Annotated in this window: 7 protein-coding genes; 6 read left to right on the forward strand and 1 reads right to left on the reverse strand. The window is 61.8% G+C overall.

Going from position 1 to position 12,808, the window contains the following annotated elements; genetic code table 11:
• The first annotated feature begins 74 nt into the window (after positions 1–74).
• The 6 genes from recC (at position 75) to JH25_RS08230 (ending at position 11,725) form a co-directional block, all read left to right on the forward strand.
• Entirely contained in the window at positions 75–3,527 is a 3,453-nt protein-coding gene (recC, locus tag JH25_RS08255; protein WP_032879473.1) for an exodeoxyribonuclease V subunit gamma, read from the forward strand.
• Entirely contained in the window at positions 3,524–7,195 is a 3,672-nt protein-coding gene (gene recB / locus JH25_RS08250; protein WP_032881222.1) for an exodeoxyribonuclease V subunit beta, read from the forward strand. The genes recC and recB overlap by 4 nt, the downstream gene beginning before the upstream one ends.
• Entirely contained in the window at positions 7,192–9,270 is a 2,079-nt protein-coding gene (gene recD, locus JH25_RS08245; RefSeq protein WP_032879474.1) for an exodeoxyribonuclease V subunit alpha, read from the forward strand. The genes recB and recD overlap by 4 nt, the downstream gene beginning before the upstream one ends.
• A gap of 132 nt (positions 9,271–9,402) precedes the next feature.
• Positions 9,403–9,969, forward strand: coding sequence for a YfiR family protein (locus JH25_RS08240; protein ID WP_032879475.1), 567 nt, complete (start codon positions 9,403–9,405; stop codon positions 9,967–9,969).
• Entirely contained in the window at positions 9,966–11,228 is a 1,263-nt protein-coding gene (locus JH25_RS08235) for a diguanylate cyclase domain-containing protein (protein ID WP_032879477.1), read from the forward strand. Before JH25_RS08240 ends, JH25_RS08235 begins: the two co-directional genes overlap by 4 nt.
• Positions 11,229–11,233: 5 nt before the next feature.
• Entirely contained in the window at positions 11,234–11,725 is a 492-nt protein-coding gene (locus tag JH25_RS08230; protein ID WP_032879478.1) for an OmpA family protein, read from the forward strand.
• A gap of 127 nt (positions 11,726–11,852) precedes the next feature.
• On the opposite strand, the gene JH25_RS08225 is transcribed toward JH25_RS08230, so the two are convergent.
• Positions 11,853–12,800, reverse strand: a complete 948-nt coding sequence (locus tag JH25_RS08225) for a LysR family transcriptional regulator (protein ID WP_032879480.1) — start codon at positions 12,798–12,800, stop codon at positions 11,853–11,855.
• Between the last annotated feature and the right edge of the window lie 8 nt (positions 12,801–12,808).

Raw genomic sequence — 12,808 nt, forward strand, 5'->3', positions numbered from 1 at the left:
TCAGGCTGTGTCCGCCCCATGCACCACAGTGCTAAAGTCCACCCCTCGATTTTGCTTTTCCCAAGGAAGCCGTTATGCCGGACGCGACGTCCCTCAGCCCTGGATTCATGGTGGTTCACGGCAACCGCCTGGACGAACTGCGCAGCCTGGTGGTCAGCTGGATGCGCCGTTATCCACTGGCGCCTTTGGAAAACGAAATCGCGTTGGTACAAAGCAACGGCATCGCCCAATGGCTCAAGCTGGCCTTGGCTGAAGATCCGCAAGAAGATGATATGGGCGGCTGCGGCATTGCCGCAGCAATCGACGTGCAACTGCCTGGCAGCTTTATGTGGCAGCTCTACCGCATGGTCCTGGGCCGTGATGAAATTCCACCCAAGTCCCTGCTCGATAAAGCCCCGCTGACCTGGCGTCTTATGCGCCTGTTACCCGAACTGATTGGCCAGCCGCATTTTGAGCCCCTACAGCGCTTCCTGACTCAAGACACCGACCTGCGCAAACGTTACCAACTTGCCGAGCGCCTGGCCGATTTGTTCGACCAATACCAGGTCTACCGCGCTGATTGGCTGGAAGACTGGGCCGCAGGTCGGCACCAACTGCGCAATGGTCGAGGCGAATCCAAGCCCCTCAACCCTGCCAACTGCTGGCAAGCCGAGTTATGGCGTGCGCTGCTGCTGGATGTAGGAGAGGAGGGCATGGCTGAAAGCCGAGCAGGCGTTCACCAGCGCTTCATCGAGCGCATCAACAGCCTTGAGCAAGCGCCGCCCGGCTTGCCTTCCCGGGTGATTGTATTCGGCATTTCATCACTGCCGGCCCAAGCACTGGAAGCCCTCGCTGGCCTGGCCCGTTTCAGCCAGGTCCTGCTCTGTGTACATAACCCTTGCCGCCATCATTGGTCCGACATCGTCGCCGACAAGGATTTACTGCGTAATGAATACAAGCGCCAGGCGCGCAAAGCCGGTATGCCGGTCACTATCGATCCCCAAACCTTGCACCAGCACGCCCATCCGCTACTGGCGGCCTGGGGCAAGCAGGGCCGTGATTACATCAGTTTGTTGGACAGCTACGATGACCCCAACAGCTACCGCGCCGCATTTCGCGATGGGCGCATCGATCTGTTCAGCGACAGCGAACCCACCACGCTGCTCAACCAGCTGCAGGACGATATCCTCGAACTGCGCCCGCTGAATGAAACCCGCGAACTGTGGCCCGCTGTTGATCTGGAGCATGATACGTCCATCCGGTTCCACATCGCCCACAGCGCCCAGCGCGAAGTGGAAATCCTCCACGACCAATTGCTCCAACGCTTCAGCGCCGATCCAACGTTGCGCCCTCGGGACATCATCGTCATGGTTCCCGACGTCGACAGCTACGCGCCGCACATCCGCGCGGTCTTCGGCCAGCTTGAGCGAAATGACCCACGCTTCATCCCCTATACCCTGACAGACCAAGGCCAACGCGGCCGCGATCCTCTACTGATCGCCGTCGAACATCTGCTCAAGCTTCCCGACAGTCGTTTCCCCGTCAGTGAAATCCTCGACCTGCTCGACGTTCCCGCCCTGCGTGAGCGTTTTGCTATCAAAGAGCGCGACCTGCCCACCCTGCATCGCTGGATCGAAGGCGCCGGTATCCGTTGGGGGCTGAACGCCGAACAACGTGTCGGTTTGGGTCTACCCACAGATCTGGAACAAAACAGCTGGCGATTCGGCCTGCGCCGTATGTTGCTGGGCTATGCAGTCGGCACTGGCATGGCCTGTGAAGGTATTGAGCCCTACGACGAAATCGGCGGCCTCGATGCGGCATTGATCGGCCCGCTGGTCGCCCTGCTCGATGCCTTGAATGATGCCCATCAGGCGTTATCACAACCGGCTGCTCCCAGGGTGTGGGGCGAGCGATTGCAACGCTTGATGCAGCTGTTCTTCCTGCCCAGCAGCGAGCACGATGACTACCTCTTGGGCCAGCTTGAGCAACTGAGAGAGACCTGGCTGGAAACCTGCGAATCCGTTGGCTTGCAGGACGAGTTACCGCTTACGGTCGTCCGTGAGGCATGGCTGGCCGGATTGGATCAGGGTCGCTTGTCCCAGCGCTTTCTCGCCGGAGCTGTCAATTTTTGTACCCTGATGCCCATGCGTGCGATCCCGTTCAAGCTGGTCTGCCTGCTCGGCATGAACGACGGCGACTACCCACGAGCACAACCGCCGCTGGACTTCGACCTGATGGGCAGCGACTACCGTCCCGGTGACCGTTCGCGCCGCGAAGACGACCGCTACTTACTGCTCGAAGCGCTGCTCTCGGCCCGCGACCAGCTCTATATCAGTTGGGTTGGCCGCAGCATCCGCGATAACAGCGATCGCCCTGCCTCGGTATTGATCGGCCAGTTGCGCGACCACCTCGCCAGCGGCTGGCAGCACGCCGGCAGCGATAAGCCGCTGATCGACGCAATGACCCAGGAACACCCGCTCCAACCCTTCAGCGCCCGCTACTTCCATGAAGGCGATCCACTGTTCAGCTACGCCCGCGAATGGCAATTGCTGCATGAAGCGCGGGATGTCATGCCCCCAGCGAATGTATTGCTGCAGCATCAACAGGAAGAACCCCTGAGCCTCGGTCAGTTGCAGGACTTCTTGCGCAACCCAGTCAAACATTTCTTCAGCCAGCGTCTGAAAGTATTCTTCGAAGCCGCAGAAGTGCCTCTGGCTGACGAAGAACCCTTCGTCCTCGACGCACTGCAGCGCTATAGCCTCAGCGACAGTCTGCTAAATGCTGCACTGACCCACCCCGATCACCTCGACCAGGCCCTCAACGCCCAAGCCCTGCGTTTGCAGGGCAGTGGCCTGTTGCCGATGGTCGGTTTCGGTGAGTGCCTGCGTAAGGAGTTGATCGAGCCGTTGCCTGACCTGGTGCAGCGCTATCAACAGCTTCTGGCGCTGTGGCCGACCCCACATACCGGCGCTGAACCTATCAGTTTTGAGTATCGAGGCATTCAGTTGGAAGGCTGGATCAGCGGCTTGCATCGCCGCAGTGATGGCGGCCTGTTAAGCGTTACCACCATCCCCAATAGCATTGGCTCGATCAAGACACGCAAGTGGCATCGCTTGATCCGCCCTTGGGTCAACCATGTGGTGGCCTGCGCCTGTGGCCTGCCATTGAGTACCGGCCTGGTAGCAAGTGACGACACCTTGCTGCTCGAGCCGTTGGATAAACCTACTGCCCAGGAAATCCTCGGCAACCTGCTGCTGGCTTGGCACACCGGTATGAGCACACCGCTGCCCGTTGCAGTAAAAACCGCTTTTGCCTGGCTCGGCCAAACTGACCCCGCCAAGGCCCAAGCCGCGGCCAGCAAAGCTTACGAAGGCGATGGCATCACCACTGACGGCGAACGCCGCGAAACGCCTGCTCTCACGCGGCAATTTCCCGACTACGCGGCGTTGGTCGCCAGTGAGGAATTCGAAGGCTGGTGCGAAACCCTGTATCGCCCGCTCATCAACGCACCATGGCGATCGCTTTCCAGCGCGGAGGCCAGCGCATGATCGGCAAACCCTTGGCCCTGGCATTCCCGCTTAAAGGCAGCCAGTTGATTGAAGCCAGTGCCGGCACTGGCAAGACCTTCACCATCTCCGCGTTATACCTGCGCCTGGTGCTCGGCCATGGTGGTGATGAGTCAGGCTTCGGCCGCGAACTGCTGCCGCCGCAAATTCTCGTCGTCACGTTCACCGATGCGGCCACCAAGGAGCTGCGTGAACGCATCCGCATCCGCCTGGCCGAAGCTGCGCGCTTCTTTCGCGACGAAATCGAACAGCCCGATGCGTTGATCGCCGACCTGCGCGAGCAATACGCTCCGCAGCAATGGCCGGCCTGCGCCAACCGCCTGGACATCGCCGCGCAATGGATGGATGAAGCCGCCGTCTCGACTATCCACAGCTGGTGCCAGCGCATGTTGCGTGAACATGCGTTCGACAGTGGCAGCCTGTTCACCCAGACCCTGGAAACTGACCATAGCGACCTGCTGGGCGAAGTGCTGCGCGATTACTGGCGATTGTTCTGCTACCCGATGCACGACGATGCGCTCAACTGGGTGCGTAACAATTGGGGCGGCCCCGCGGCGCTGATGCCAAGGGTGCGTGCGCTGTTCGGCAGCGAGCGGCCCACCGACGAAAGTCGCGAGCCGGCCGAACTGATCAACGCTTGTTTGCAAGAGCGTCGCGCCGCGCTGACGACCCTCAAGGCACCCTGGCAACAATGGGCGGCCGAGCTGCGCGATATCTGCCTGCAAGCCGTCGCCGCCAAAACGGTCGATGGGCGCAAGATGCAAGCGCGCTACTTCGAACCCTGGTTCGAAAAGATCAGTGCCTGGGCCGCCGATGAAACCCTGGAGCAATTGGACATCGGTACCGGCTTCACGCGCCTGACGCCCGAGGGCATGGCCGAAGCCTGGAAGGGCGAACCGCCGCAGCACCCGGGGATCGAGGCGATGGCCGGCCTCAAAGCCAGCCTCGATGCATTGCCAACGCCCGACGCCGCGGTATTGCAACATGCGGCTGGCTGGGTGGGTAAACGCTTCGAAGAAGAGAAACGTCGCCGCGCTGAAATGGGCTTCGACGACATGCTGATCCGCCTCAACGCGGCCCTTCAGGCAGACGGTGGCGAGCGCCTGGCCAGTGTGATCCGTGAGCAATTCCCGGTGGCGCTGATTGATGAATTTCAAGACACCGACCCGGTGCAATACAGCATCTTCGACAGCATCTACCGCATCGACGAAAACCACCTGGACAGTGGCCTGTTCTTGATCGGCGACCCGAAGCAGGCGATCTACGCCTTTCGCGGTGCCGACATCTACACCTACCTGCGCGCCCGGCAGTCCACCACCGGCCGCCATCACACCCTGGGCACCAACTTCCGCTCCAGCCATGCGATGGTCGAAGCGGTGAACCACGTGTTCCAGCGTGCGGAAACCGGCCGTGGTGCGTTCCTGTTCCGCGAGCCCAACGGCGAGAACCCGGTGCCGTTTCACCCGGTGCTGTCCCAGGGCCGCAGCGAGCACCTGCAGGTTGACGGCCAACCGTTGCCGGCCATGAACCTGTGGCACCTGCCTACCGACCAGCCGATTTCCACCGCGGTTTACCGTCAGCACTTGGCTGCGGCCTGCGCCACACAGATCGTCGCGTTGCTCAATGGTGGGCAGCAAGGCACAGCAGGTTTTGTAAAAGAGGGCAGCCTCAAGGGCGTATTGCCGTCAGACATCGCCATCCTCGTACGCGACGGCAAGGAAGCCCAGGCCGTGCGCGCTGAGTTGGCCAGCCGTGGCGTGCGCAGTGTGTACCTGTCGGATAAGGACTCGGTTTTCGCCGCCCAGGAAGCTCACGACCTGCTGGCCTGGCTCAAGGCCTGCGCCGAGCCGGATGTCGAGCGCCCGCTGCGCGCCGCCCTGGCCTGCGTCACCTTGAACCTGTCCCTGGCGGAACTGGAGCGTCTGAACCAGGACGAATTGGCGTGGGAATCGCGCGTGATGCAGTTCCGTGGCTACCGCGCAATCTGGCGCACCCAAGGCGTGCTGCCGATGCTGCGTCGCCTGCTCCACGACTTCAAGCTGCCTCAAACCCTTATCGCCCGCAGTGATGGCGAGCGCGTGCTGACCAACCTGTTGCACCTCAGTGAGTTGCTGCAACAAGCCGCGTCGGAACTCGATGGTGAACAGGCGTTGATCCGCCACTTGGCCGAACACCTGGCACTGTCGGGCCAGGCCGGTGAAGAACAGATCCTGCGTCTGGAAAGCGATGAGCAACTGGTCAAGGTGGTGACCATCCACAAATCCAAGGGCCTGGAATACGACCTGGTGTTCTTGCCCTTCATCTGCTCGGCCAAACCGGTGGATGGCAGTCGCTTGCCGCTGCATTACCACGATGAACACGGCAAGTCCCAAGTGAGCCTGCGGCCAACGGCCGAGCTGATCGCCCAAGCCGATGACGAGCGCCTGGCCGAAGACCTGCGTTTGTTCTACGTGGCCTTGACCCGCGCCAAACACGCGTGCTGGCTGGGCATTGCCGACCTCAAGCGCGGCAATAACAGCAGCTCGGTCTTGCACCTGTCGGCATTGGGGTATTTGCTGGGGGGCGGGACGTCGTTGGGCGAGTCCACCGGCCTGGCGCGCTGGTTGCTGGATTTACAGGAAGGTTGCCCGGCCATCCGTTATGGCCTTGTGCCGGATATCCAGGACATCCTGTTTCACCCGCCGCGCAATGAAGCGACGTTGCTTGTGCCGTTGCTGCCCAAACGCAAGGCTGCGGAAAACTGGTGGATTGCCTCCTACAGTGCTTTGCGCATTGGCGACAGCATGAGCGCCGCCAGCCTCGAAGCGCCGGAAAGCCCGCAGGCCCAGAAGCTGTTCGATGACGAACGCCTCGACCCCGATGCACCACGGGAAGTGGTGGCGTCCGGCGGTGATATTCACCGTTTCCCACGCGGGCCTAATCCAGGCACCTTCCTCCACGGCTTGTTGGAGTGGGCCGGTGAAGAGGGTTTCAACGTGACGCCCGAGGCCATTGAAAAGGCCGTGGGCGCACGCTGTAACCGCCGCAATTGGGAAGGCTGGATCGTCACCCTCAGCGGCTGGCTGGGGCATCTGTTGCAAACGCCGTTGCCGCTGTACAACGACCACGTGACCCTCAGCGGTCTTGAGCAGTACCAGATTGAAATGGAGTTCTGGTTCGCCAGTCACACAGTCGATGTGCTCGCCCTCGACAAGCTGGTGTGCCGGCACACCCACGGCGGCGTTTCCCGTGTGGCCGCGGAGCCGGTGCTGCTCAACGGCATGTTCAAGGGGTTTATCGACCTGACGTTCGAACACGAGGGGCGCTACTACGTGGCGGACTACAAATCCAACTGGCTCGGCCCCGACGATTCGGCCTACACCCAGCAAGCCATGGAGCAGTCGATCCTTGAGCATCGGTACGACCTGCAATACGTACTTTACCTGCTGGCCCTGCATCGCCAGCTCAAGGCACGCCTGCCCGATTATGACTACGACCAGCACGTCGGCGGCGCCTTGTACCTGTTCCTGCGTGGCACCCAGTCGGTGAGCCAGGGGGCGTATTTCACCCGGCCGCCCCGTGAGCTGATCGAAAGCCTGGACCTGTTGTTCCAGGGCAAGCCAATTGCGCCCAAGGTCGAGCCCGTCTGGGAACAAGGAGTGTTGCTATGAGCCTGTCGCCGTTACCGCTGGAGGAGCTGGCACCGCTGAGTCACGCCACTGACCTGGTGCAGTTGCTTGAGCGTTGGGTCGAGCGTGGCTGGTTGCGGGCCCTGGACAAAGCCTTCGTCGGCTTCCTGCACGAGCTTGATGCCCAGGCCGATCCCTTGGTGCTGCTGGCGGCCGCGTTGACCAGCCATCAACTGGGCCATGGCCACGTCTGCCTGGACCTGTTCGAAACCCTCAAGACGCCGGACTTCGCCCTGTCTTTGCCGCCCGAAGGCGACCTGCACACCGGCGCCATGCTGCTGCCGTCGCAGTTGCTGCACGGCCTGGACGGTGCCCATTGGTGCCATGCCCTGGCGGGCAGCCCACTGGTCGCGCTGGCGGTCGATGGCAGCGACGTGGCCCAGAGCCGGCCATTGGTGTTGTCCGGCAAACGCCTGTACCTGCGCCGCTACTGGACCTACGAGCGACGTATCGATCGCGCCCTGCGCCTGCGCCTCGCGAGCGTGGAGCCCGCAGCTGCCGATTTGCCACAACGCCTCAACCGCCTGTTCGACCAACCGGCGCCGGATGGGGTGATTGATTGGCAAAAACTTGCCTGTGCGCTGGCTACCCGCGGCGCATTCAGTATCGTCACCGGCGGCCCCGGCACCGGCAAGACCACCACCGTAGTGCGCCTGCTTGCGTTGCTGCAGGCGCCCGCCGTGGAGTCCGGCAGCCCGTTGCGCATTCGCCTGGCCGCGCCCACCGGTAAAGCCGCTGCGCGCCTGACCGAATCCATCAGCCAGCAAGTGCTGTCGCTGACAGTGCCCGACAGCGTGCGGGAAAAAATCCCGACGCAGGTCACCACGGTTCACCGCCTGCTGGGCAGTCGTCCCGGTACTCGCCACTTCCGGCATCACCTCGGTAATCCATTGCCGTTGGACGTGCTGGTGGTGGATGAAGCCTCGATGATCGACCTGGAAATGATGGCCAACCTGCTCGACGCCTTGCCATCCTATGCGCGTCTGGTATTGCTGGGCGACAAGGACCAATTGGCGTCGGTGGAAGCGGGTGCGGTACTCGGTGATTTGTGTCGTGATGCCGAAGACGGCTGGTACAGCCCGCACACTCGGCAATGGCTGCAAGCCGTCAGCGGCGAAGACCTCAGTGCCAGCGGCCTGCAAGAAGACCTCGACGGTAGCCATCCCCTGGCCCAGCAGGTGGTGATGCTGCGCTATTCACGTCGTTTCGGCGAAGGCAGCGGCATCGGCCAGCTGGCGCGCTGGGTCAACCAGCAAAATGCCGAACAGGCACGTCAGCTGTTGGCCGCAGGTCGTCATGACGACCTGTTTTGCGTCAGCCTCAAGGGCGAGCATGACTATGCCCTTGAGCGCCTGGTGCTGGACGGCCAGGGCGACGGCGCCCAAGGCTATCGCTACTACCTGAATCTGCTGCAATCGGCACGTCCACCCTTGGATACGCCACGTGATGACGCGGCCTGGACGCATTGGGCGCAACAGTTGCTGCAAGCCTTCGATGCGTTCCAACTGCTCTGCGCCGTGCGCAAAGGCCCTTGGGGCGTTGAAGGGTTGAATCAGCGCATCACGGCGGCCCTGCGCAAAGTACGCCTGATCGAAGGCGACGAGCAGTGGTACGAAGGTCGTCCGGTACTGATGACCCGTAACGATTACGGCCTGGGCCTGATGAACGGCGACATCGGTATCGCGTTGAAATTGCCCGAAAACGAGGGCGGCTCCCACGTGCTGCGGGTGGCCTTCCCACGTAACGATGGCCAGGGCGGCGTACGTTTTGTGCTGCCCAGCCGCTTGAATGATGTTGAAACCGTGTATGCGATGACCGTGCACAAATCCCAGGGCTCGGAGTTCACCCATACGGCGCTGATCCTTCCGGACGCTTTGAACCCGGTGTTGACCAAGGAGTTGATCTATACCGGTATTACCCGCGCCAAGCGCTGGTTCAGCTTGATCGAGCCCCGCGGTGGGGTGTTTGAGGAGGCGGTACGGCGCAAGGTCAAGCGTTTGAGCGGGTTGATGCTGGAGTTGGACGCCGTGCCTGAAAAACTGACTGATAGGTCATGAAATATTTCTGATTCAGATGTCTGATTTTTCTGAAAAAATAGTAGGCCTCGTGTCAGCCGTGCGGCATGGGGTTTCCCGCCGCTGTGCTATCGTTGCGGCATCACCCTGGAAAATACCTGAGAGAAGTGCTGCATGAACGTGGCTGTCTCGCCCACAGAGCGCAGTTTGAGCTGGAGACGGATGTTGCTGGTGGCGGTTCTGTGCCTGCTCGCACCGCGCGTCTGGGCGCAGACGCCGAGCCTCGCCGAGCAGCGCGCCCAGGCGGTCACCCAGGTCGTCCTGGGCATTCTCAGTTATGCGCGATGGCCGGTGGAGCCTGCGCAATTGCGGCTGTGTGTTGTGGGGCCGACTCAGTACACCGATGACCTGGTCAAAGGCACCACCCAGGCCACCGGTCGTCCAGTGCTGGTACGGCGCCTGCTGGTCGATCATCCGGATATCGTCAATGCCTGCGATGCCGTCTACATCGGCAAAATCACCCCCGACGAACGCAACCGCCTGTTTACCTCATTGATTGGCCACCCTGTACTCAGCATTAGCGAAGGGGGCGACCAGTGCACGGTGGGCAGCCTGTTCTGCCTGCGCGTCAGCGATGAGCAGGTGTCGTTCGAGGTCAACCTGGATTCCGTCGCCCGCAGCGGCGTGCGTATCCATCCCAGTGTGTTGCAGTTGTCTCGCCGTCGAGCGCCTGGCTCATGAGCCGCGATAAAGTGCGGCCGACCCTGCGCTCGGTGATTGCCCGCGGGCATATGATTCTGGCGCTGGTGGCGGTCACCCTGGCCAGTGTGTCCCTGACCCTGCTCGGCGTACTTGCCCTGCGGGTTTACGCCGAGCACAACCTGCACCTGATCGCCCGCTCCATCAACTACACCGTGGAAGCGGCTGTAGTGTTCAACGACAGCGCGGCGGCCACCGAAGCCCTGAGCCTGATCGCCTCCACCGAAGAAGTGGCCCAGGCAGAAGTATTCGATATCAACGGCAAGCTGCTGGCGCGCTGGGTTCGCCCGGAAACCGGCATGTTGTCACGGGTCGAGTTGCAAATAGCGCACGCCCTGCTCGAACAGCCCATCAGCCAGCCGATTCTGCGCCAAGGGCAAACCGTCGGCAGCATCCATCTGGTCGGCCACGGTGGCAGCCTGTTGCGCTTCTTGCTCAGCGGCCTGATCGGGATTCTGATCTGCACCGCCCTCAGCGCCTGGGTGGCCTTGCACTTGTCGCGGCGTCTGTTAAATGGCATCACCGTGCCACTGCAACGCCTGGCCGCCGTCGCTCACGCCGCGCGCAGCGAGCGAGACTTTGACCGCCGCGTACCCTCGGCGCAGATCGCCGAACTCGACAGCCTGGGCAGCGACTTCAACGCCCTGCTCGGCGAGATGGAGGCCTGGCAGAGCCACCTGCAAAGCGAAAACGAAACCCTGGCCCACCAGGCCAGCCATGACAGCCTCACTGGCCTGCCCAACCGCGCGTTCTTCGAAGGCCGGCTTATTCGCGCCTTGCGTAGTGCCGCCAAGGTCAACGAGCGGGTGGCGGTGCTGTTTCTCGACAGCGACCGCTTCAAAGACATCAACGACAGCTTCGGTCACGCTGCTGGCGATGCCGTGTTAGTGGCTGTTGCCGATCGCGTGCGTGCGCAACTGCGCGAGGATGACCTGGTGGCACGCCTGGGCGGCGATGAATTTGCGGTATTGCTGGCGCCGCTGCACAAGGCCGAAGACGCCCATCGCATCGCCGATAAAATCATTGCCAGCATGGACGTGCCGATTTCGCTGCCAGGGGGTACTCAGGTGTTGACCTCCCTCAGTATCGGCATTGCCATTTATCCCGATCATGGCGCCACTCCCGGCACCTTGCTCAACGCCGCCGATGCGGCGATGTACCAGGCCAAACGCCTGTCTTCAGGCGGCCAGCAAACGGCGGAGTCGGAGCATCCCGTCGTCAACGTTCAACACAGGAGTTGATTCCCTTGTTCGCTAACACACGCGTTTTATTTATTTCCTTACTCGTCGCCTTCCTGGCCCTCAGCGGCTGCCAGACGCCCCCGCCCAAGGGGCTCACCCCGGCGCAAGTCGCCGTACTCAAGCAGCAAGGCTTCGAGCTGACCGACGAGGGCTGGGCCTTCGGCCTGTCCGGCAAGGTCCTGTTTGGCAGCGACATCGAAACCCTCAATAAACCCAGCACCGACATCGTCGAACGCATCGGCCAGGCCCTGGTAGGCGCGGGCATCGAGCGCGTACGTGTCGACGGCCACACCGACGCCTCGGGCAAAGAACCCTACAACGTGGCGCTGTCCCTGCGCCGCGCCAAGAGCGTGGGCAAGGTGCTGACCCGCGTGGGTATGAAAGAAGAAAACATCCAACTGCGCGGTTTGGGCAGCAGCGAGCCGGTGGCGCCGAATACGACCACAGCAGGCCGCACCGAGAATCGCCGGGTGTCGATTGTTGTGATCGCAGACTAAGCGGGTTCACCTTCCCCCAGCTGAAATGCATTCAATATGTGGGAGCTGGCTTGCCTGTGATGGCGGTTGATCGGTAGATATAGCTTTTGCTGATACACCGCTATCGCAGGCAAGCCAGCTCCCACATTCAGCCTGCAAACCGCATCTCCCGCGTCTGCCCCATCAACAACCCTTGATTCTGCTCAGTCACCTCCCTGATGTAATCCCACAACAACGTAATCCGTTTCAACTTCCTCAAATCCTCCCGGCAATACATCCAGAACTGCCGCGTAATCGCAATCTGCTCTCCCAGCACCGGCAACAAGCGCGGATCCTGCGCCGCCAGAAAACACGGCAATATCGCCATCGACCGGCCCTGCTGCGCCGCCACGTACTGCGCGATCACGCTGGTACTGCGCAGGCTGGCGCTGGCGCCGGGCACCACGTTGGCCAGGTACAGCAGCTCCGAGCTGAAGGCCAGGTCATCCACGTAGCTGATAAACGGATGCTCGGCCAAATCCGCAGGTTTGCGGATTGGCGGGTGTTGGTCGAGGTAGTCCTGGGTGGCGTACAGCTGCAGTTTGTAGTCGCACAGTTTGCAGCACACATACGGCCCGTGTTCCGGGCGCTCCAGGGCGATGACGATGTCGGCTTCGCGCTTGGACAGGCTGATGAAGTGGGGCAGGGGCAGGATGTCTACCGAGATCGCGGGATAAGTGTCGACGAAATGGCTCAACTGCGGGGTGACGAAGAAGCTACCGAACCCTTCGGTGCAGCCCATGCGCACATGGCCGGACAGCGCCACGCCGGAGCCGGAGACTTGTTCGCAGGCCATGTGCAGGGTGCTTTCGATGGACTCCGCGTAGCCGAGCAAACGCTGGCCCTCGGTGGTGAGCACGAAGCCGTTGGTCCGGGATTTTTCGAACAGCAACGTACCGAGCGACACTTCCAGTGAACTGATGCGCCGCGACACGGTGGTGTAGTCCACCGCCAGGCGCTTGGCGGCCACGCTGGCCTTGCGGGTGCGCGCCACTTCGAGGAAAAACTTCAGGTCATCCCAGTTCAGGGCGCCTAGAGAGGTGATGTTTTTTTGCATATTGGACC

It is taken from the genome of Pseudomonas sp. BRG-100, from assembly GCF_000737955.1.
Lineage (GTDB): Bacteria > Pseudomonadota > Gammaproteobacteria > Pseudomonadales > Pseudomonadaceae > Aquipseudomonas > Aquipseudomonas synxantha_A.

Excerpts from the sequence above, each read along its gene's own strand:
- recC (WP_032879473.1), top strand. The coding sequence starts at position 75 with ATGCCGGACGCGACGTCCCTCAGCCCTGGATTCATGGTGGTTCACGGC.
- recB (WP_032881222.1), top strand. The coding sequence starts at position 3,524 with ATGATCGGCAAACCCTTGGCCCTGGCATTCCCGCTTAAAGGCAGCCAG.
- recD (WP_032879474.1), top strand. The coding sequence starts at position 7,192 with ATGAGCCTGTCGCCGTTACCGCTGGAGGAGCTGGCACCGCTGAGTCAC.
- JH25_RS08240 (WP_032879475.1), top strand. The coding sequence starts at position 9,403 with ATGAACGTGGCTGTCTCGCCCACAGAGCGCAGTTTGAGCTGGAGACGG.
- JH25_RS08235 (WP_032879477.1), top strand. The coding sequence starts at position 9,966 with ATGAGCCGCGATAAAGTGCGGCCGACCCTGCGCTCGGTGATTGCCCGC.
- JH25_RS08225 (WP_032879480.1), bottom strand. The coding sequence starts at position 12,800 with ATGCAAAAAAACATCACCTCTCTAGGCGCCCTGAACTGGGATGACCTG.